Genomic DNA, 22,482 nt, shown 5'->3' with positions numbered 1-22,482 from the left:
ATAATTTGAAAGGGTATTTCTATGGAGAAGAACATAGTAATTAAAGGTGCAAAGGAGAATAATCTTAAGAGCGTGGATCTTACGATTCCTCGTGACAAGATGATTGTTTTTACCGGGCTTTCGGGCTCTGGCAAATCTTCGCTTGCATTCGACACGATATATGCGGAGGGACAGAAGAAGTACGTTGAGTCGCTTTCTTCGTATGCGAGACAGTTCCTGGGTCTTATGAAAAAACCTGATGTACAGCTCATAGAGGGACTTTCGCCGGCGATCTCGATAGACCAGAAGACCACTAACAAGAACCCGAGGTCGACTGTCGGAACTGTTACAGAGATATATGACTACCTGAGACTCTTGTATGCAAGAGTCGGTATCCCGCACTGTCCTGTTTGCGGCAGGGAGATTTCCAGCCAGTCTGTAGACACTATTGTTGATCATATCATGGCTAACGATGAAGGCACGCGATTAACCATCATGGCACCGATTATCAAGGGACGTAAGGGAGAGCACAAAAACGTAATTTCTCGTATCAAACGCGACGGATTTATCAGAATCAGACTCGATGGCGAGATGGTTAGGGTGGATGAGCAGGAGGAATTTGATCTCAATAAGAATGTTAAACACACCATCGATATAGTTATCGATAGAATTGTATTAAGACCTGAAAATAGAAGCCGTATCGCTGAGGCGATAGAGCTCGCTGTTAGAGAAGGTGAAGGCGCAACCAATGTGCTGTTTCAGTACAAGAGTGAAGATGGAACTACGAAGGACGTGGAGGAGACTTTCAGCACCCAGCTTGCCTGCCCAGAGCACGGCGTGGGAATCGATGAGATGGAGCCGAGAATGTTTTCATTCAATGCTCCATACGGCTCTTGCGAAACTTGCACTGGACTTGGCTTTACCCTAAAGATTGAAGATGAAAACGTCGTGACTGAGCCGGATAAGAGCATCCTCGATGGTGCGATGGGTCAGGTGTTCTCGACGATGGATGCGATGGGATTCTACAGACAGATGCTGAACCAGCTAGCAGTAGACCATAAGACTGACCTCAGTGTCCCATACAAGGAGCTGCCGATAGACTTTAGAAATGAACTGCTGCATGGAACTGGTAATCGCAAGCTCAAGTACACATATACCAGCAAGTCTGGACGTATATCCCATATGAATCATACTTTCGAGGGTGTAATTCCTAGTCTCGAGCGCAGATACGGAGAGACTAATTCAGACTATATAAAAGAAAAAATCGCTGGTATGATGACGAAGGCACTATGCCCGAATTGCCATGGCAAAAAGCTGAAAGACACCGTGCTGGCTGTTACAGTTGGTGACAAGAATATCATCGAGCTTACTGATATTTCGGTTGAACAGGCGATTCTATTCTTTGAGAAACTGGAGCTGACTCCGAGGGAGCAGCAGATATCGAGGCTTATCACTAAGGAAATCAAGGATAGACTCAGATTTCTCAAGCAGGTTGGCCTCGGATATCTGACTCTGTCGCGTGCCGCAGGTACGCTCTCAGGTGGAGAATCACAGCGTATCAGGTTGGCTACGCAGATAGGATCGGGGCTCGTCGGTGTGCTATACATCCTGGACGAGCCTTCCATTGGGCTCCACCAGCGAGACAACGACAAGCTGCTTGGTGCACTCAGGAACCTGACTGATATGGGCAACACGCTCGTTATCGTTGAGCACGATGAGGACACTATGAATGCTGCTGACCATATCGTGGATATCGGGCCTGGAGCCGGAATTTACGGTGGCGAGCTGGTGGCTCAGGGAACTATCGACGATATCAAGGCCTGCAAGGATTCTATAACTGGACAGTTCCTGTCCGGTGAACGCAAGATTGAAGTTCCTAAGACCAGAAGAGCTGGAACTGGCGCTTATCTTGAGATTATCGGCGCTAAGCAGAATAACCTCCGAGATATAAATGTCAAGATTCCAGTCGGAAAGCTCGTCTGTGTAACCGGTGTGTCGGGATCAGGAAAGTCATCGCTTATAAATGAAATCCTTTACAAGGGCGTTGCAAGCATCACGAACAAAGTGCAAGAAAAACCTGGCGAACACAAGGAGATTCGCGGTATAGAAAACTTCGACAAGGTTATCGATATCGACCAGTCGCCAATCGGACGTACTCCTAGATCTAACCCTGCAACATATACGGGAATGTTCGATCCGATTAGAGATCTATTTGCACAGATGCCTGAAGCGAAGATGCGTGGATATCAGAAGGGACGCTTCAGCTTCAATGTAAAGGGCGGAAGATGTGAGGCATGTCGCGGAGACGGTATAACCAAGGTAGAAATGCACTTCCTGCCAGATGTGTATGTACCGTGTGAAGTGTGCGGTGGTGCGAGATATAATCACGAAACTCTAGAGGTTAAATACAAGGGCAAGAATATTTCGGAAGTTCTCGAGATGAGCGTTACTGAGGCACTACCTTTCTTTGAGAATCACAAGGCTATAGAGAAATATTTACGCACGCTAGATGATGTAGGCCTCGGATACATTAAACTCGGACAGCCTTCTACACAGTTATCTGGTGGTGAGGCACAGAGAATCAAGCTCGCGACAGAGTTATCCAAGAAGAGCACCGGCAAGACTCTATACATATTAGATGAGCCGACAACAGGACTTCATTTTGCAGATGTCGAGAAGCTCATGTATGTGCTAAGTCGACTTGCTGATGAGGGTAACACAGTGGTTGTAATCGAGCACAACCTTGATGTAATCAAGTGTGCCGATCATATTATCGACCTGGGACCAGAGGGTGGCAGCGGCGGTGGAACCATTGTGGCTACAGGAACACCTGAAGAGGTTGCTAAGTGTGAGAAGTCATTTACGGGACAGTATCTACGGAAGATGCTTAAATAGTGACTATAGGACAAGAAATAGAAAAAAGGGCGGAGAGAAATCTCCGTCCTTTAGCAGTCTATTAAGTAGTGCTACGCACCAGCAATAATCGTCTAAACTCAATGTGGTGCGTCGAGATAGATTGCCTGATTAGATTATGTCTTCTCTTCTATTCTCTAGGTCAATCTCGATGCTTGCGTTAGTTCCGGCAACTTCTTTTGTTACTTTAGAAGATGTATCCTTCAAGCAGCTGTCATTGTAGCTTCCTTTGTCCGGAACAGGTAACTTATCAATCTCGGTATAGTCGCCAATTCCTAACGCTTCAGAAGCAACGCCAAGATTCGATACGATGCTCGCCAAATCTGTAGGCATAAATATCTTAGTTGCGCGGCCATCTGCGATATCTCTTAGAGCTTCTAGTCCCTTCAGCTTGAGAACTCCTTCGTTGATGTTAGCTTCCTTAAGCTTTTCAAGACCTTGTGCCTGAGCTTCGTATACGAGCCTGATAGATTCAGCCTCACCGACAGCTAGAGCGATTCGAGCTTCCTTTTCAGCTTCTGCAGCGAGAACTTTAGCTTCCTTATCTCCCTCTGCACGAGATACTACAGATTCCTTGTGAGCCTGTGCCTCGAGTACAGTCTGACGTCTCTCACGCTCCGCTCTCATCTGCTTGGTCATTACTTCTTCGATTTCTTCTGGTGGAATGATATTCTTGAGCTCTACGCGATTAACCTTTAATCCCCAAGCATCTGTTGCCTTATCAAGAATTACCTCCATATCCTCATTGATTTGCTCTCTAGAGGACAGTGTAGTATCAAGTTCCATTCCCCCTATGATACTTCTGAGCGAAGTTGCAGATAGGTTCTGGAGACCGGCGATTGGGTTTTCTACACCGTATGTGTATAGTTTAGGGTCAAATACTTTTGCAAATACAACTGAGTCTACACGTACAGATACGTTATCTTTAGTGATTACTGGCTGAGGAGGGAAGTCAAGAACTTGCTCCTTAAGTGAGATTCTGTTGATTACATTATCTATAATTGGAACTTTGAAGTGAAGTCCTGCGTGCCATGTGCAGAGATACTTTCCGAGTCTTTCGATTACATATGCATGCTCCTGTGGGACGATCTTAATACAGGAGAACAGCAATATTAGGAATATTAGTAATAAAGGAATTGTATAAAACATAATTAACCTCCTTACCAGAAATATAACTGGTTTCACTTGCTATTCTCATAATAGGAGCCATATATGTAAAAGTCAATGAGTTTAAGGTGTAAATAAAATCAATATTACAATTATTCCTATATGAAAATTTATAATGTGCAAAAATCGAATAAACTAGCGAATTGTTAATCTAATACATAGTAGAAGGTAACCAAAATTTAATCTATAAAAGTTATCATAGAGATAAATATTAATAAAAAATACTGATACAGTCCATTAAATTGTTCAATTTCACAACAAAACAAAAAATAATTTATTAACTTTACTAAATAGTATTGCAGGAACGCCAATAATATTTTAGAATTAAAACATGGATTTCACATTATTACAAGGAGTCATATATGCTTAAAATGATTGTTTTTTATAACGACAGGCTAAATGCTTTCATATGGGGTGTACCTTCGATGATTTGCATTATGGGAGTCGGAATTTGGCTGACACTTAACTCGCGCTTTCTTCAGTTTAGAAAATTCGGATATACACTGAAGCACACCTTCGGTGCGATGTTTGATAAAAAGGAAGCGGGAGACGGAGCGCTTACTTCGTTCCAATCTGTATGTACCGCGCTTGCGGGAACCGTTGGAACCGGAAATATCGCGGGTGTCGCCGGTGCTATCGCTTTAGGTGGACCTGGAGCTGTGTTCTGGATGTGGGTTTCTGCGTTACTCGGTATGTGTACGAAGTTTGCTGAGGTTACACTAGCGGTACACTTCAGAGAACGAAACGACCACGGAGACTGGGTAGGCGGTCCTATGTACTATATCAAAAATGGTCTTAGCAAAAAATGGGGCTGGCTCGCAGCAGTGTATTCTATATTCGGAATACTCACTGTATTCGGTACAGGAAATGCTACGCAGGTAAATACTATTACTACGGCTATCGATTCGGCTCTCGTATCTACAGGCGTATTCAAAAATGGTCTGCCATCGGGTGTAAATCTCGGTATCGGAATAGTGATTACGTTACTCGTGCTAGTAATCCTTATCGGAGGGATTAAACGTATTGGAAGCGTAACGGAAAAGCTGGTTCCGTTCATGGCTCTATACTACATAATCTTTGGACTTCTCGTAGTTATCTTGAACTACAAGAATGTTCCTGGAGTATTCAGAGACATCTTTGAAGGTGCATTTGCACCAAGAGCTATAACAGGCGGTGTTGTAGGTTCGATGTTCATCGCTATGAGAAGGGGTGTATCGAGAGGTATCTTCTCTAACGAAGCAGGTCTAGGTACTGGTTCAATTGCCCACTCATCAGCTGACGTAAGTCACCCGGTTCAACAGGGGCTATGGGGAATTTTCGAAGTTTTCGCAGATACGATTGTAATCTGCACGATTACAGCTCTCGTAATCCTCTGTAGTGGTGTTAAGATTAAATTCGGCGAGACTGCAGGTGCAGAACTCACAATCTCGGGTTTCACATCTACCTTTGGAAGCTGGGTTTCGGTAATGCTGGCTGTGGCACTTTGCTGCTTCGCCTTCTCGACTATCCTAGGCTGGGGGCTATACGGCTCAAGATGTATCGAATTCCTATTCGGTAAGGTTGCGATAAAACCGTTCATCATCGTGTATTCGTTTGTGGCTATTCTAGGAGCTACCGTGGATCTTGGAATCATTTGGAGCATCGCAGATACATTTAACGGACTCATGGTAATACCTAACTTGATTGCTGTTCTATTGCTATCAAGTACAGTTATCAGACTAACAAAGGATTATTTCGATAAAGAAAAGTCCGAAAAATAGAATTTATTTACTTTAAATAAACATCACGATTGAGACTCTCGTCCGCAAGGGCGGGAGTCTTTGTCGTAACAACCAAATCTCTCAAAATACGCATTTTTATTGTATAATACATAAGTGCAACTACTGATTGCAACCGTGAGTTGACAAATTTCCAAGTCTAGTTGGTGGTGAAAGGGGTGTCGCTACCATAAAATAAAATCATAGAATGCAGCTGCTCTATAAAGCGAAAATTAAAAACGAGAAAGAAATTCAAAAGAAGTTCTAATGGATTTGGAAATTTAAAAGCTTCATATCAACTATATAATATGAAGCGCAATACGCAATAGGAGACCAGCAATGAGATGGCAATACACTCCTATTAAGTAGTCAAGGCTACAGGGTAAAATAAAAAGTCCACAGTATCTGAATGTATTATGACACAAACAGTAAAATTGGAAAGGAGAGTATGATTTAGCTTCTAATTAATCATACAAGGGTATTATGATAATTGCAGAGAAGATAATGAGCCTACGCAAACAGTATGGTTGGAGCCAGGAGGAACTGGCAGATTTAATTGGTGTATCGAGACAGTCTGTATCGAAATGGGAGTCGGCAGCAGCGATGCCAGATATACAGAAGATAATCAAGCTGAGCGAAGTTTTCGAGGTTTCGGTAGACTATCTACTTAAAGATGAGATGGAATTGCCAGAAAGCACAAAAGTCGTTAGCACTGCAGATATAGGAGTGGATAATGACAGTTCGATTAAGATTGTATCGCTCGAAGAAGTAAATGAGTATATGGATGCTACAGAAAAGCATGCGACCAAGATAGCTTGTGCTGTGGCACTATTTATTCTATCTCCAGTAGCTAATCTGCTCGCTGAAGCGGTTGGAAGGGCAAATGATGGTGATATACTTGAGAGACTATCAATTACTATGTTGTTCCTAATGGTTGGAATAGGGGTTGCTTTATGCGTGATATCGGGTTTTGCCATATCTAAATATGAATATCTATCAAAAGAACAGATAAAGCTAGGATACGGTGTTGAGGCGGCAGTGAAGCGCAAATATGAACCGTTTAAGCAGGTTATGGGACAGCGAATAGCAGGAGGAGTGTTCCTTTGTATCGTCGGCACACTGCCAGGTATCCTCTTTGATAATGGGGATAAATACACTTTTGGTCTAGCGAAAGTATCGGCACCGATTATGCTGATAATGGTTGCAGTTGCTGTATATATGTTTGTTAAAGTGGGAATAATAAGTGGAGGTTATAGCAAGCTTTTTCAAGAAGGAGATTACACTCCGGAGCACAAGCGTGTTGAGCAGAAGATGGAGCCAATTGCTGGTCTTTACTGGATTACTGTAACAATCATATATCTGATACCGGGGTTTTTACTAGGTTATTGGAACAAGACATGGATTATATGGCCAGTTGCAGGAGTAATCTACGGAGCTATATACAAGCTATATGAGATACATCTAAATAGAAAGTACGATAAGTAAGTATCTGGCACGGAAACAATTAATTAAGTTACTAAGATATAAAAACTCCCTTTGAAGGAAAACCTCAAAGGGAGCTTTGTTTTGCTGTTAAGTTTATCTGAATTAGTTAAGCTGCTGCTTGAGTCTTATTGGACTTCACTGCATATAGCACAAGTCCTACTACGAATCCAACTACTGCTGGTACAACCCAGTCCATTCCGATATCGGATAGTGGTAGGAAACCTCCAATTGACTTGATGAATCCTTCCAGGTGTAGTGCAGAGATAGTCTCTGGAGGAAGACTCTTTAGACCGTCAAATAAAGCAGGCACCATAGTGAATCCGATTGACCATCTGTAAACTGTTGTGTGGTAGTTGAACAGTCCACCGATGAGGCTGACTAGTATGATAACAATAGTTAGCGGATATAAGAACATCAGTACTGGTATTGAGTAAGCGATAATCTTAACTAGTCCGAAGTTTGCAAATGTGAACGAGATAACTGTGAATACTACCGCCCAAGCCTTGTATGAAAGCTTGTTAGGGAACATCTCGCCAAATGTCTCTGCGCATGCAGTTACAAGTCCGATAGCTGTCTTGAGACAAGCTAGAGTGATCATTAGCGCTAGGAATACTCCGCCTACGCCGCCAAAGTAGTGGCTAGCTAGCTTGTTGAGAAGTGTTCCACCATCTGGCTGTACTTCGAAGATTCCTCTTGACTGAGCACCTGCAACTACTAGAGCTAGGTAGATAATAGCCATAAGCAGTGCGCATCCTACACCAGCAAGTGCTGTGGACTTAGCGATGTTCTTAGGCTCTTTAACACCCAGGTTTCTAACTGCGTTGATGATGATGATTCCAAATGCAAGTGATGCAAGGGCATCCATTGTGTTATATCCCTCGAGGAAGCCTCTGAAGAATGGGTGAGCTACGTACTCACCTGTTGGAGCAGCACTTGAAACGGAACCCATTGGCTTAACGAAGCACATAACGACTAGAACTGCAAGGAATGCAAGGAATAGTGGGTTGAGAACCTTACCAACGTTAGTAAGGATGTTTGACGGTCTTAGCGCAAAGAATAGAACTACTGCGAAGAAGCATAGGGAGAAAACTCCGAGCACTACTGGAGAGTCCTTGCCAACTGCTGGAACTACTCCGACAGAGTAAGGTACAGTAGCGGTTCTAGGAAGTGCGAAGAAAGGTCCTATAGTAAGGTATAGTAGACACGTAAAGAACAAGCTGTACGGTCTCGACACCTTGCATCCTAGGTCATAGAGACCTTCACTACGTGATAAGGAAATCGCAATAATACCGAGCAGTGGTAATCCCACTCCTGTAATGATAAAGCCGAAAGTTGCCGCTGCTGTGTGACTGCCTGCCATCTGTCCCATAAGTGCTGGGAAAATCAGATTACCTGCTCCGAAGAATAGTCCGAAGAGGAGGGAGGCTAGAACTACGTATTCCTTCATAGTGAATTTCTTATCCATTTTTTGTCCCCTTTTCAAATAATTTGTATAAATTTAATAAAGAGCATAGCATATTTTATTAAAAATCACAACATATTTTTTAAATTTTAAAAAATAGTACAAAAATGATACAACCTTAATATTAAAATTACGTCGACTAAAATGAAATGCAAGAAATATTGCTTTTATGTTGGAACAGGCTTATACTGATATGTAAGTTAGTTACGTCTAACCGATATGAGAGGTCGATGATTTGTTGCAACTGCACATGGAGAGAGTATGTCTGAATTATTGTTAACAGAACAAATGGATGTGGAAAAATGAAAAAGCGTAGGCGAAAAAGAATAAACCCGCTGACGCTTATCATAATCAATGCGGTTATCCCGATTGTTACTATGATATTTCCTTCAGATAAAAGTATTATTCTGGGCTTATGTCTTGGATATATAGCGTTATTTATTGCGGGCAAATATAAGACTGCTTTTAAATCTGTACTGTGGTTAGGTGTTGCTGTACTGATTTATATGATTAATGTCCTATATCTGCATAGTAGCGTTTTTGGAGCGATGCTTAAAATGACGATGTGTTTCCTGCCTTGCATACTCATAGCGATATTAATTGTTACTGATTATAACTCATCTGAGATATTGTCAGCACTACAGAGGCTGCATCTGCCCAAAATATTCATTATTGGCTTGACAGTAACAATTCGTTATATACCTACTTTCAGGAGAGAATTCCTAATAATCAAACAGGCTATGCACATAAGAGGAGTAAGATTCTCAGTGCTAAATCCTCTTCGTACTTTCGAATACTTGCTTGTGCCACAGCTTTTTAGGTGTGTAAGCTTGAGCTCGGAACTTACTGCAGCCGGACTTACCAAAGGAATAGCTTCAGATCAGAAGAGAACTAGCTATTTTGCCGACAACTTTCACAAAGTCGACTATATCCTGTTTATTTTCGGAACAATTGGCTTAATCGTGATCGTGGGAGGTTTTGTATGAGCAGTGTTATAGAAGCTAAAGATCTTTCGTTTATATATGAAGGAGAAAAAATGCCTGTACTTCGGGATGTCAACTTCAAACTTACGGAAGGAAATATAGTTTTTATCTCTGGATTAAGCGGTTCAGGTAAATCTACTTTGCTAAATATAATTAACGGTCTGATTCCGGAAGTTATTGAGGGAAAGGTAAGCGGAGAATTGCTTATTGATGGTAAGTCAGATCTTAACATGGTGGAGAGAAGTCGTATTATCGGTAATGTTTTTCAGAATCCACGCAGTCAGTTTTTCACTACTGATACCACAGCTGAGCTTGTATTTGCGATGGAAAACTTTGGGATAACTAAAGAAGAGATGGAAAAAAGACTCGGAGATATCACAGACAAATATAACATTAGATACTTGCTAAACCGTAATATATTTGAACTTTCTTCAGGGGAACGACAGATGTTGGCTCTAATATCCGCTCTGATTATGGATCCGCGCATTGTCATATTTGATGAACCATCTGCAAATCTTGACTACGGTAATGCCATGCGTTTGAGAAGGCAGCTCGCAGAACTTAAACGAGAGGGGATAACCGTTGTGGTTGCGGATCATCGATGCTTTTATTTACGAGGACTGATTGATACCGTTCTGCTTCTTAATGATAATACAGTAACTGAATATGATAGTGAAGAGGCGTATTTCAATGGTGGTTACGCAGCAAGAGCTGTGGACTTGTTTGAAGAAGATTATGGAGAACGAATTATTGCAAGGTCGAATTCAATCGATGTAATGCTTGAGAAGGTTTCCTATAAAAGAATTCTTACAAATGTTGATGCGGAGTTTAGACGCGGCGAAATTTCGACCATCATCGGTGTAAATGGTGCAGGCAAGACAACGTTGGCCAGACTTATCTCGAGAGTTGTGAAACCGGATAGTGGCAATATAGAAGTTGATGGACAAGCACTATATATAATGCAAGATGCAGATTATCAACTGTTCGGAGCATCGTGTCTCAAGGAGCTTGAGATTAGTAACATGGATAAGGAAATTAATCTGAATGCCTTGGAGGAATTGAGTTTGTACGATCATAGAGATGCTCATCCTCACAGTCTCAGCGGTGGACAGAAGCAAAGACTGCAGATGGCTATAAGCAAGGTAAGTGACAATAGAGTGATTGTTCTGGACGAGCCTACCAGTGGGTTGGATAAGAATTCGATGTATAACGTAATTAGGTTATTGGAATCGATGAAGCAGAATCACGCGATAATAATCATTTCGCATGACTACGAATTTATAAGAAATGTTGCAGATAAGGTGATGTATCTGACAGATGGATGTGTACAAGAATCATTCTATTTGGACGAGGAGAACATAGAACGGTTAAATAAAGCTTTTGAGAAGATGGAGGTTTTTTATGAACAATAAATTAAAGACTAAAGATTTTATTCTTATTGCACTACTGACTGCCGTGTATTTCATTATTTATATGTTGGCAATGCTCGTAATCACACCGCTGGGTGCGTTTGGACACGCTATAAGCCCTGGTATATGCTCGATTTTTTCCGGAACCTTAATCTATTTCATGTCCAGAAAGCTCGGCAAAATGTGGCAGTACACCATTATGACAGTTTTAATTATGGCGTGCTTTACACTCATTGGAGCCGGATATATTCCGTGGTATATAACATCTATCGGTATGGCTATTATTGCTGACCTTATCGCCTCACGAGATGGTAAGGATGTCAGTGTAAAAAAGGTATCGCTGGCATCAGGTGTTATGCACGTTGGTCAGGCTTGGGGTGCAATTATTCCGGCAACATTCTTTGTTAGTCGCTTTAAGCAATATTGGATTGAAAAAGGACAGAGCAGTGCTGAAATGGATATGCACATTAAATATTCTGCAGGTTTGTGGGGTGCAATTTCCACAGTGATGGTATTCATTTTAGCAATCATAGGTGTTTACTTAGGCTACTTTATACTTAGGAAGCATTTTAAGGAGGTGTAAGGTGGATGTTTTTAGGAAGTTATTCGGATACGCTGAGGAACGCAGAACCTGCATGATTATAGCTATGTTGCTTTCCGGAGCAGCAACTATATTGTCATTTGTTCCTTACTATTTTCTGTGGAAGATGCTGGATGAGATAACGAGGGATGCAAATAAAATACAGATCAGCAAGCTATCTTATCTCATATTTACAACTACGATTATATATATAGTCGTGTATCTGGGAGCACTCATATGCAGTCATCTATTTGCTTTCAGGATTGAAACAAATATGAAGAAGAAGGGTCTAAACTCATTACTTGATGCATCTTTTTCATTCTTCGATATGAATCCGTCGGGGCGCACAAGAAAAATCATAGATGATAATTCTGCAAACACGCATACAATTGTAGCTCATATGTTGCCGGACTCTGTAAATGCAGTACTGTTTCCAATATGCTTGATTATCTTGTCATTCATGGTGAGCAAGTATGTGGGAATCTTGATAATATTGGCGATAATTGCTGCGTGTATATGCTTCAAATTCATGTACTCTGACCGAGATATGATGAAGGACTACATGGGATCCTTGGAGGATATCAACTCCGAGGCGGTTGAATATGTGAGAGGAATACAGGTAATCAAGATATTTGATATGGTTGTTGAATCGTTCGAACGACTTTATAAATCAATTATCAAATATTCTGATGTAGTAAACCGACAGTGCCAGATGTGTAAAAGACCATATGTCATATTTCAAATATGTATGCTGTGCTTACCTGCATTAATCATTCCTGTTGCTTTTCGTATGCTTACTGATACATCTAACATTGGTGAAGTGGTAAGTCTTGTCGTCTTCTTTGCATCTTTTTCCGGGCTTCTGATGAACGCATTTATGAAGGTGATGTTTTTCAGTAAGAATTTCGAATTAGCAAAGGATGCGATTGATAAGCTTGAAAACCTTTTTGAAGAAATGGATAAGAATAAGCTAAATCATGGTGAAACTCCGGTAATGGCAGGGCATGATATTGAATTTGAGGATGTGACATTTAGGTACGAAGAGGGAGTAGATGTTCTAAAGAATTTTAGTTTGAAGCTTGTCGGCGGTAAGAAATATGCTTTGGTAGGCTCGTCAGGTAGCGGTAAATCAACTATCGCTAAACTCGTATCAGGGTTTTACCCGGTATCAAGTGGTGTGCTTAAGATCGGTGGTGTGGATATTATCAAGTATACGAGTGAAATACTTGAACATGAGATTGCATTTGTATTTCAGAACGCCCGATTGTTCAAAACCAGCATCTATGAGAATGTCAGAATGGGAAAACCGGATTGCACCTACGAAGAAGTTATGCTCGCACTTGATTATGCAATGTGCGGAAGCATACTCGATAAATTTGAAAATCGGGAAAACACAATTATCGGAGCTGAAGGAGTTCATCTGTCAGGTGGTGAGACACAAAGGATTGCAATTGCAAGAGCTATTCTTAAGGATGCACCAATCATTATACTGGATGAAGCAAGTGCTGCCAGCGACCCGGAGAATGAATATGAAATGCAGCAAGCTTTTTCCAAGCTTATGGAAGGGAAGACTGTGATTATGATAGCGCATAGGCTTTCCAGCATCAGAAATGTTGATGAAATACTAGTTGTTGAAGACGGCAAAGTGTCTGAACGAGGTTCTCATGAAGAGCTTATGTCCAGAGACAGCAATTATAAGAGGTTGCAGAATTTATATAATCAGGCAAACGAATGGAGGATATCGTAATGAAACATAAATTGCAAAGATATTTTTCCCTTACTGATAAAGGCATAGATAATATGATGAGGGCAGCTAGATCGTCATTTTTCAAGTATGTATCATTCATATTGCCGCCGGGTGTTGTCTTCATGTTTCTTAACGATTTGATATCAGGCAGGTTAAAGTCTTTATATTTTTATATGGGAATTTTGACCGCGGTGGCAATTGTAATGTATTTACTTACGGCCAGAGAATACAAGCTCACATATGACGTTACGTATGAGGAAAGTGTAAACCTCAGAATAGAGCTTGCAAAGAAGATTAAAGAGCTACCGCTGTCATATTTCTCTACGCACAATCTCTCAGACCTATCGCAGACCATAATGATGGATGTAAATAATATCGAGATGGCTATATCTCACGCTGTGCCGGAAAGTATAGGGTTTGCAGTCTTTTTTGTTATTATAACTGTAATGATGTGTATCGGTAATTTGATTCTTGGGCTTGCGGTTGTCATGCCAATATGGCTTGGATTTGCCTTTTTGTTTATTACCAAAAATCTTCAGACAAAAAAGATTAAGGTATATTACAAGAGTCTTCTCGAAAATTCAAATGCATTTCAAAATGCATTTGAAATGCAGCAGGAAATTAAGAGTTATTCGTTACAGGATGAGGTTAGAGCGGATATAGCATCAAAGCTTGAAAGCTCAGAAAAAATTCATATTTCTGCAGAATTTACAATGGCAATTAACAATGCAATCATAAGGGTTGTACCTCTTTTGGGTCCTGTTCTGGTGGCAGTTATAGGTGCGTCACTATATGCTAAAGGCAGTATCAGTCTTTTATACTATGTAGGCTATCTTATGGCAGTAACGACGATTTCTCATCAGTATGCAGCACTATCCGAATTCATTATGACTATGTTTTTCTTTGAAGACAGCTTTGGGCGAATCAGGGATCTGATGGATGAAAAAACACAGGCAGGTGAAGATAAAGAGATAAGAAATTATGATATTTGCTTTAAAAATGTTGAATTTCAATATGGAGACAATAAGGTCATAAACGGGACAAGTTTTATAGCTGAACAAGATGCCGTTACTGCGATAGTAGGACCTTCCGGCTGCGGTAAGACTACTGTGTTGAGATTGCTTTCTCGTCTATATGATTATGACAAGGGTGAAATCACGGTTGGTGGGGAAGATATAAAGTCGATTAGCACAGCTTCGTTATTTAGCAAAATATCGATTGTGTTCCAAAATGTTGAACTCTTCAATACCAGTGTAATGGAAAACATCAGACTTGGTCGCAAGGATGCAACTGACGAAGAAGTGCTTGCAGCTGCAAAACTTGCCAATGTAGATGAGATAGCTGCAAAGCTGCCTGACGGATATGCAACTATAATAGGTGAAAACGGTTCAAAGCTGTCGGGTGGAGAGAGACAGCGCATCTCGATAGCGAGAGCGTTCCTAAAGGATGCACCTATAATACTTCTTGACGAAATATCCGCTTCTCTTGATGTAGATAATGAGATGGAAATTCAAAGTAGCATAAATAAGTTGATAAAAAGTAAAACTGTAATTATCGTATCTCATAGAATGAAGTCAATCGAAAAGGCAGATAAGATTATAGTTATGGATGATGGAAAAATTGTCGATTCCGGCAATCATGACACGCTATTGAAAAATTCGAAACTATATGGTGAAATGGTGAGGAAATCGCATCTAACCGAGGATTATCTGTATTAGATTCTTACGGCTCAGCTATTACGTCTGTGCCCAATATCCATAATGTAGCAAATAATATAGGTGGATGCTTGAAACTTCATAATTTTGTGATAGGTAGTAATTTATTGACAGATGAGTATAAATTTAACTAGGTGTGAGCCGAATATGCAATAAATTGTAAAAAGTGACTGTACTGCAACCTAAATTGCGTGACAGTCACTTTTGTATCCCAATATCTCTGGAGGGCTTATCTTTCGTTAGGCAAATCATTATACTTGCTAAGCAGCTCATGCTTCATTGTCCACAGCTTGTTGGACAAGTCAACGTAGTACGTCTGAGGATTTTCAAATCTCAGCATCTCGCTCCAGAGCGTTTCAATCTGCTCTAGGCAATATGCACGGATATCCTCGAGATCAGGCGACTCGTATACGCACTCGCCTTTGTCGAATATCTTTACCATCAATTCCTTAACAGTGAAGTTAGTCAGCCTCTTGCGCTTCCAGATAGCATTTGGATCGAATATCTCAACACCGTCTCTAGTTGGAGCTTCTTCCTCGTGGAGTGCGATGAGGTCGCCCATAACCTTACCGGTATCCTTGTCAAAGAATCTGTATACCTTCTTGAAGCCTGGATTGGTAATCTTCTCGACGTTCTCTGATATTTTCATCTTCGGAACCATCACACCCTTGTTCTCGATAGCAGAGAGCTTATAAACTCCGCCAAATACAGGTTCTGACTTAGCTGTGATAAGTCGTTCACCAACTCCAAATGAGTTAATTTTCGCACCCTCGAGAATGATATCCCTGATTAACCATTCGTCAAGAGAGTTGGAAACTACGATATCGCAGTCCTCAAGACCATTTGCATCTAGGATTTCTCTCGTCTTCTTCGTTAGATACGAGATATCTCCGCTATCGATTCTAACGCCCATCTTGGCAGGCTTCATCTCTTTGAATACCTTGATAGCATTCGGAAGTCCTGACTTTAGAACGTTATAAGTGTCTATGAGTAGAACGGCATTGTCAGGATATATTCTAGTGTACTCCTTGAATGCCTCGTATTCGCTGTCAAATGTCTGCACCCAGCTGTGCGCCATAGTTCCGAGAGCCGAAACCCCGTAGTCTCTATCTGCGATTGCGCAAGCAGTTCCAGCGCATCCGCCGATGTAAGCTGCTCTAGCTCCGTAGATAGCTCCAGATGCACCCTGTGCTCTTCTGGAACCAAACTCCATAACAGGTCTTCCCTGAGCCGCTCTAACAACTCTGCTCGCCTTAGTCGCGATGAGACTCTGATGGTTAACAGTGAGAAGTATAAACGTCTCAATGAACTGCGCCTGAATCAGCGGACCAGTTACCGTGATAATCGGTTCGTGAGGGAATATCGGAGTACCCTCGGGAACAGCCCATACATCACAGGTGAATTTGAAGTCTCGCAAGTAGTCTAGAAATTCTTCGCTAAAAATTTCTTTTGAACGCAAATACTCTATATCTTCCTCTGTAAAATGCAGCTTCTTGAGATACTCAATTACCTGCTCGAGTCCCGCCATAATCGCGTATCCACCGTGGTCAGGAACTCTGCGGAAGAACATGTCAAAACACGCTTCATAGTCGCGCACGTCCGAATGGAAATAGCCGTTAGCCATGGTGATTTCGTAGAAATCCGTCAGCATCGTTAAGTTGTAATTATCAAGCATTGATTGTCTCCTGTACTCCTAGCCTACCAAGTCTGAAATTACAGACTCAACAGATGCACCCTTCTTAAACGAATAAGTGCCCGCATCTATATCTGATACATCGTGTCCCTGTGCCTTTACATCGGCTGCGAACTGCTTATAATCTGTGAAAAGATTCTTATCAATGAGTTCAGATACATCTGCCTCGCCGCCACCATTGATGGTAACACTTACGCTCTTCTTGAGGACACCATTCTTAAATGCGCTACCGTGCTTGAGTGTAGAGGCCGCGTTAAGAGTTTCCTCAGATTGCTTGCGGTTCGATTGACTTGCAAGAACCTGTGGGTATTTCATAATTACGTTGAAACGCCACACTATAACACCTGCTGCCATCATGACGATTATAATTGCGATTACAATGTCATTGGTGTTATGAAATAAATCCTTGAAATTCTTCATTCTAAATTCTCCTTCATGCTGCGCCACCAGACGCAACTTTACAGAGAATTATACATTCTTTTGCGAATGATTGCAAACAATAGAAGCACTCGGATACCTTGTTAATAAGCCGATTGCATGGTACAATATACAGCACGATTTAAAACAGAAAGCAGATTTAAATGAAGCAAATTGAGATAAATTCCAACGATGCAGGTAGACGCCTCGACAAATTCATGCGCAGATACCTTCCCAAAGCGACGCTTAGTACCATTTACAAGATAATTCGCAAGGATGTTAAGATCAATGGGAAACGCGAGGGCAACAATTATATGCTCGCTGAAGGAGATGTTCTTACGCTATATATCAGCGATGGTCTGATTGAAGAGTGGAGCGCTCCAGCAAGGAATGACAAGAGACCTAAAGTGCGCCGTAATTTCAAGATCGTGTACGAGGATGATGACATTCTAATCGCTGACAAGCCGTTCGGACTACTGACTCACGGTGACAGCAACGAGAAGAAAAACCATCTGGCTAACCAGGTCAAGGATTACCTTATAGAGACGGGTGCGTACAATCCGAGGGAGAAGGTATTTACACCAGCTCCTGTAAATCGCCTCGACCGCAATACGACTGGTGCTGTGCTGTTTGGTAAGAATAGTGCTTCGCTGAAGGCTCTCGGGGAGATGATTCGCGAGGACAAGGTGGATAGGTATTACATGACCATCGTGTATGGACATCTCGACGGGGAAATCGATCTCAGAGGTAGGCTGGTTAAGGATCAGAATACAAATACTGTTAAGATTCTAGATATCACGGACTCGAGGGGCCGTGAGATTGAGACTATCGCAAGACCTGTACGCAAGATTGGTGATTTCACGCTGGTTGAGATCAGACTCGTGACGGGAAGGACTCACCAGATTAGAGCTCACATGGCATCCGTTGGGCATCCTGTAATAGGAGACGTCAAGTATGCCAGAGGCAGGGCTACGGATGTCAATCGCAGACTGAAGCAGAGGTTCGGACTCAGCACTCAGCTTCTACACAGCTGTCGGATAACCTTCAAGGAAGGGGTAGGCACACTTGAGAGACTTACGGGGCAGTCGATAAATGTGGATTTACCAGAGGAATTTGAAAGAATAATAAACGGACTAGAGCTAGCCGCTAGAAGGAGGAACGCTAACAATGAGTGATTTTGCAAAGAGTTTAATCAAGGATATCCTTGTTGCGGCCGTGCTTGCGGCAGTCGTTCTAACGTTCGTCAGACCGACAATCGTTAAGCAGACGTCGATGCAGGATACGCTGAACCCTAATGACTATATTATTATGTCAAGGCGTGCTTACTCAGGCGATAAGGAGCCGAAGCGTGGTGATATCATCATCTTCAAGTCTGAGCTCCAGGATGAGAATGGCAAGGACAAGCTTCTGATTAAGCGTGTGATTGGTCTCCCTGGTGATGAGGTAACGATCGATGATGGCAAGGTGTATCTCAACGGCAAAGTATACGAAGAGAGCTACATCAAGGACGGATATACACCGGGTTCTGTCAATAAGCTCAAAGTGCCGGAGGGGGAGTATTTCGTGATGGGAGACAACCGAGTTGTCAGCATCGATAGTAGATACAGCGAAGTTGGCTGTGTCAAGAAGGATGCGATTAAGGGTAAAGCAGTTATTAGGCTGTTCCCGTTCAATAAGATAACTAGGCTATAATAAATAAATACTTTGAAGAGGAAGGCATGGCAAGAAGCAGGAAGGTAGTAGCTAATAATAAAAAGGCAAGACATGATTACTTTGTCGAGGAGACCTACGAGGCGGGAATCGCACTCACTGGGACCGAGATTAAGTCTGTTCGTGCTGGCCGCGTTAGCATCAAAGAGAGCTATGCGCACATTTATAACGGCGAAATTACCATTCTGGGCATGCACATCTCACCGTATGAGCAGGGCAACCGTTTCAACGCATCGCCGCTTCGTGAACGCAAGCTGCTGATGCATAAGCGCGAGATTTTCAAGCTGGCAGGACAGATTAAGACTGACGGTCTGAGCCTTATTCCTCTCAATGTATATATAAATGAAGCAGGTTACTGCAAAGTTGAGATTGGTCTCTGCCGAGGCAAGAAGAATTACGATAAGCGTGAGACTATTGCCAAGAAGGAGGCTAATCGCAAGATGGATAGGGCTATCAAGGATAGTCTGCGCAAGTAGTAAGATTATGGTTAGATGAAGGGTGTAGAAGGGATGCTGACCGATTAGCAAATGATGAGTAGCTAGGGGCTGATTAGATAGCGAAATATTGCTAGCTAGCTGTCTTCTGACCGACCATCGAGATGTTGCCGATTCTAACCTAAAAACAAACACCCTGCTGAAATCTACATAAGCTAGGGGGGCGTCAGGTTTCGACAGGAGTGTGGAACAAGGATAAGCGAGCCGTGGAGCCGAGCCACGTAAAAAGCGGCGGTTAAATTCAAACGCTAAACAGAATAACAATTTCGCACTAGCTGCTTAGTTCAGCACCGCGCGTCAACCGGTATTCACCTGCAGATAACGGATTTGGCGTCGATTATGCAGGAAAACCTTGCGTGAGCTCCCGGTAGCGTAAGGGAATAACGGGATAGTGATTGTGTAGTCTGCTGACTTGACGCCACATGAGCGAATTCTAAAGTATCAGCTGCGCTCGGAGAAAGTCCTTCGGAAATGCTCTTGGACGTGGGTTCAAATCCCACCGCCTCCACCAAAAAAATCGGCTCTGGTCATATTTGGCCGGAGCTCTTTTTATTCAAGCAATAACGAGATTTATATTCGGATTCTTACTGCTTGTATAATATCAATGGTTCAGGAGCTACATGCTGTATTCAATTTGGAGTGCGGCTATTTTTATTAGCTTGATATGGCGAAAAGGATATTACCATGTTTGATATTAATGATGAAAAAGTAGGAATTTGAATTATGGTTGAGTAGTATAATAAAAAACTGAACAAACGAACAGAGAGCACGATAAAAGCATTGAATAAACGCATAAATATTGGCAAGTAAATAATACTACTATAGATGAGAGAAAAAGCGCCAAATGGCGCTTTTTACTGTCTATTCCCCAACCGAAGACGCTGTATATGTCACATATTTTTTACTTCCGATAGAGTACTTAATCTCAAATATGCAGAACCAGATGTCATCTTCCTCACTATCTGAATCATCACTGCTTTTGCTGGAAGTATCATCTGCACTGTTACTATATGAGTCGCTGAACACTAGCTTATCTGCTGGGATAAATTCTGACAGATACATGCTCAGTTCTTCAGTCTTATGGTCGTAATCGTAGAGAACTCCGATATCTTGTCTCTTTTTTGGATTTACAGGCATCCCGGCAGCTGTATAGAGCGTAATGCTGTCAATATCAGGTGATTTCTTCTTAAATTTCTTATCCTGAAAACTAATCTTGATATAAGAATCATCTTTGTTCTTGAGAGATACATAAGGAACATCTCCCTCAACTTTACCGCAAGTTGAGCTAAGGATATTCAGCTTTCTTGATTTTGATAGCTTCGAAAATTTATCCAATTCATAGGTCTTAATGATAGCTGACCTAGACTCGTCAGCCGTTCTCACCATAACTTTGATATCGGTCTCATTTGTCACGCGATCCTTATCTGCTGTTGGTCTATATGCAATCTGCAAGAAGGCAAACATAAGAAGTAAGATACCAATAAATAATCCGATAAAGATGAGTAGCTTGTGATAACGGCTATTAGTTTTTGATGACATAGTGACACCTCTGGTTGATAATTGGTGCGAATGCTTATTATTGCTATAATATCATAAAAAATGGGGGGAGTTTTAGTGAGACAGAATTAATATATATAAAATGCCTGAAAAAACAAAACATAAAGCGGAGAAATTCGCGCTAAAATGATATAATATTACTCAAATAAATGGTTAAAACCATATGCAGTATGATTATAAGGAGTCTACCATGAGAAAGCTTGTAAAGGGTAACGTAAGTTGGGTCGGATACATGGACTGGGAACTCGAGATGTTCCATGGTGACGAGTATTCTGTTTTGAATGGGTCTAGCCAAAATGCATTTTTGATTGAGGAAGAGAAAACGATTCTGGTAGATACCGTATGGCTTCCACACAGAGATGAGTTTATAGAGAATTTGAGGGCTGAAGGAGTGCTAGATAAGATTGATGCGATTGTCGTTAATCACGGCGAGCAGGATCACTCAGGTTCGCTGCCAGCGCTACTAAAGGAGATTCCAGACACACCGCTATACTGCACTGCGGCATGTGTAAAGAGCCTTGAGGGTCAGTACGGACAGCAGGGATGGAACTTTAATGTGGTAAAGACTGGTGACAGTCTCGATATTGGAAACGGTAAACAGCTTGTATTCGTGGAGATGAAGATGCTTCACTGGCCAGATTCGATGGCGACATATATGACTGGTGAAAACATCCTGTTCTCGATGGATGCATTCGGTCAGCATTTCGCAGTTGAGGAGATGTTCAATGACCTTGCGGATCAGGCACTGCTTGATAAGGAAGCGATGAAGTATTTTGCAAATATCCTTAATCCTTTCGCTCCGTTCGTAACCAAGAAGCTTGAGGAAATCGCTAAGCTGAACTTGCCGATTGATATAATCGCTCCGTCGCACGGTGTGGTATGGCGTGACAATCCTGGTCAGATAGTTGAGAAATACGCAGCTTGGGCAGATGCATATCAGGAGAATCAAATTACTGTTGCCTATGACACTATGTGGGAGGGCACGACTAAGCTGGCACACGCAATCGCTGATGAAATTCACAAACAGTCGTCGGATACTATTGTAAAGGTTTATAACATCGCAAAGGCGGATAAGAACGAAATCATGACCGAGGTATTCAAATCTAAGGCTATTGTCGTTGGTTCTCCGACCTGCGTGAATGATGTTTTGACAAGCGTTGCGGGATGGCTATCGTTCCTCAAGACGCTTAAGTTCAAGAATAAGAAGGCTGCTGCATTCGGTTGCTACGGCTGGAGCGGTGAGTCGGTTAAGATTCTGCAGGCTAAACTCGCTGAGGCTGGGTTTGAGGTTTTGGAAGGAAATGTTCGTTCCTGCTGGAATCCGGATGAAGAGGACTTCGCAAAGATTCCGGCCATGGTTTCGGAGCTTGTTAAATAGTTTTGCCTAAAAATTTTATACTAGTTAATGCAGTTT

The 22,482-nt window shown here is 42.0% G+C and carries 17 protein-coding genes and 1 other RNA gene; 13 read left to right on the top strand and 5 right to left on the bottom strand.

The window, feature by feature from the left end; translation table 11 throughout:
• Window positions 1–21: 21 nt before the first annotated feature.
• The gene (uvrA, locus tag AXF17_RS08655) at window positions 22–2,874 is read left to right on the top strand and encodes an excinuclease ABC subunit UvrA (protein WP_094234667.1); all 2,853 of its coding nucleotides are present in this window, start codon (window positions 22–24) and stop codon (window positions 2,872–2,874) included.
• A gap of 129 nt (window positions 2,875–3,003) precedes the next feature.
• Here the strand turns inward: uvrA and AXF17_RS08650 are convergent, their stop codons facing one another.
• Complete coding sequence (locus tag AXF17_RS08650; protein ID WP_094234666.1) at window positions 3,004–4,041, bottom strand: SPFH domain-containing protein; 1,038 nt, start codon at window positions 4,039–4,041, stop codon at window positions 3,004–3,006.
• Between the two features lie 380 nt (window positions 4,042–4,421).
• Between AXF17_RS08650 and AXF17_RS08645 the strand changes: the two genes are divergently transcribed.
• Together AXF17_RS08645 and AXF17_RS08640 are read left to right on the top strand one after the other, a co-directional pair.
• Entirely contained in the window at window positions 4,422–5,819 is a 1,398-nt protein-coding gene (locus tag AXF17_RS08645) for an alanine/glycine:cation symporter family protein (RefSeq protein ID WP_094234665.1), read from the top strand.
• A gap of 480 nt (window positions 5,820–6,299) precedes the next feature.
• Window positions 6,300–7,301, top strand: coding sequence for a helix-turn-helix domain-containing protein (locus tag AXF17_RS08640; RefSeq protein WP_094234664.1), 1,002 nt, complete (start codon window positions 6,300–6,302; stop codon window positions 7,299–7,301).
• 106 nt (window positions 7,302–7,407) lie between these two features.
• Here AXF17_RS08640 and brnQ read toward each other — a convergent pair whose 3' ends face one another.
• Complete coding sequence (brnQ, locus tag AXF17_RS08635) at window positions 7,408–8,766, bottom strand: branched-chain amino acid transport system II carrier protein (protein ID WP_094234663.1); 1,359 nt, start codon at window positions 8,764–8,766, stop codon at window positions 7,408–7,410.
• Between the two features lie 299 nt (window positions 8,767–9,065).
• Between brnQ and AXF17_RS09825 the strand changes: the two genes are divergently transcribed.
• Genes AXF17_RS09825 through AXF17_RS08610 form a run of 5 tightly spaced genes read left to right on the top strand, consistent with a single transcriptional unit; the run spans window position 9,066 to window position 15,200 of the window.
• Entirely contained in the window at window positions 9,066–9,749 is a 684-nt protein-coding gene (locus tag AXF17_RS09825; protein WP_094234662.1) for an energy-coupling factor transporter transmembrane component T family protein, read from the top strand.
• Window positions 9,746–11,158 (top strand): ABC transporter ATP-binding protein, encoded by a 1,413-nt coding sequence (locus AXF17_RS08625; protein ID WP_094234661.1) that lies wholly within the window; start codon window positions 9,746–9,748, stop codon window positions 11,156–11,158. Before AXF17_RS09825 ends, AXF17_RS08625 begins: the two co-directional genes overlap by 4 nt.
• On the top strand, window positions 11,148–11,738 hold the full coding sequence (locus tag AXF17_RS08620; protein ID WP_094234660.1) for an MptD family putative ECF transporter S component: 591 nt from the start codon (window positions 11,148–11,150) through the stop codon (window positions 11,736–11,738). Before AXF17_RS08625 ends, AXF17_RS08620 begins: the two co-directional genes overlap by 11 nt.
• Window position 11,739: 1 nt before the next feature.
• A complete protein-coding gene (locus tag AXF17_RS08615) occupies window positions 11,740–13,482 on the top strand; it encodes an ABC transporter ATP-binding protein (RefSeq protein WP_094234659.1) in 1,743 nt (580 codons plus the stop codon).
• Window positions 13,482–15,200 carry an ABC transporter ATP-binding protein gene (locus tag AXF17_RS08610; RefSeq protein WP_094234658.1) on the top strand — a complete coding sequence of 573 codons (1,719 nt, stop codon included), beginning with the start codon at window positions 13,482–13,484 and terminating at the stop codon, window positions 15,198–15,200. The genes AXF17_RS08615 and AXF17_RS08610 overlap by 1 nt, the downstream gene beginning before the upstream one ends.
• A 226-nt stretch (window positions 15,201–15,426) precedes the next feature.
• Here the strand turns inward: AXF17_RS08610 and AXF17_RS08605 are convergent, their stop codons facing one another.
• Both AXF17_RS08605 and AXF17_RS08600 read right to left on the bottom strand, forming a co-directional pair.
• Window positions 15,427–16,872 carry a nicotinate phosphoribosyltransferase gene (locus tag AXF17_RS08605; protein WP_094234657.1) on the bottom strand — a complete coding sequence of 482 codons (1,446 nt, stop codon included), beginning with the start codon at window positions 16,870–16,872 and terminating at the stop codon, window positions 15,427–15,429.
• An 18-nt stretch (window positions 16,873–16,890) separates the two neighbouring features.
• Entirely contained in the window at window positions 16,891–17,310 is a 420-nt protein-coding gene (locus tag AXF17_RS08600; protein WP_094234656.1) for a hypothetical protein, read from the bottom strand.
• A gap of 161 nt (window positions 17,311–17,471) precedes the next feature.
• Here AXF17_RS08600 and AXF17_RS08595 point away from each other — a divergent pair, with 161 nt between their 5' ends.
• From AXF17_RS08595 to ssrA, 4 genes are all read left to right on the top strand, one after another.
• Window positions 17,472–18,482, top strand: a complete 1,011-nt coding sequence (locus AXF17_RS08595) for an RluA family pseudouridine synthase (RefSeq protein WP_094234655.1) — start codon at window positions 17,472–17,474, stop codon at window positions 18,480–18,482.
• A complete protein-coding gene (lepB, locus tag AXF17_RS08590; protein ID WP_094234654.1) occupies window positions 18,475–18,999 on the top strand; it encodes a signal peptidase I in 525 nt (174 codons plus the stop codon). The genes AXF17_RS08595 and lepB overlap by 8 nt, the downstream gene beginning before the upstream one ends.
• 26 nt (window positions 19,000–19,025) lie before the next feature.
• Complete coding sequence (gene smpB / locus AXF17_RS08585; RefSeq protein WP_094234653.1) at window positions 19,026–19,493, top strand: SsrA-binding protein SmpB; 468 nt, start codon at window positions 19,026–19,028, stop codon at window positions 19,491–19,493.
• A gap of 177 nt (window positions 19,494–19,670) precedes the next feature.
• Window positions 19,671–20,022: a transfer-messenger RNA gene (ssrA, locus tag AXF17_RS08580) on the top strand.
• Window positions 20,023–20,372: 350 nt separating this feature from the next.
• Here the strand turns inward: ssrA and AXF17_RS08575 are convergent.
• The gene (locus AXF17_RS08575) at window positions 20,373–21,050 is read right to left on the bottom strand and encodes a hypothetical protein (protein ID WP_094234652.1); all 678 of its coding nucleotides are present in this window, start codon (window positions 21,048–21,050) and stop codon (window positions 20,373–20,375) included.
• 208 nt (window positions 21,051–21,258) lie between these two features.
• Between AXF17_RS08575 and AXF17_RS08570 the strand changes: the two genes are divergently transcribed.
• Window positions 21,259–22,446: an oxygen-binding di-iron domain-containing protein gene (locus AXF17_RS08570; RefSeq protein WP_094234651.1), complete on the top strand. Its 1,188-nt coding sequence runs from the start codon at window positions 21,259–21,261 to the stop codon at window positions 22,444–22,446.
• Window positions 22,447–22,482: the final 36 nt, after the last annotated feature.

It is taken from the genome of Mogibacterium pumilum (assembly GCF_002243385.1).
Taxonomy (GTDB): Bacteria; Bacillota; Clostridia; order Peptostreptococcales; family Anaerovoracaceae; genus Mogibacterium; species Mogibacterium pumilum.
This window is presented reverse-complemented; position numbering and strand designations above follow the sequence as displayed.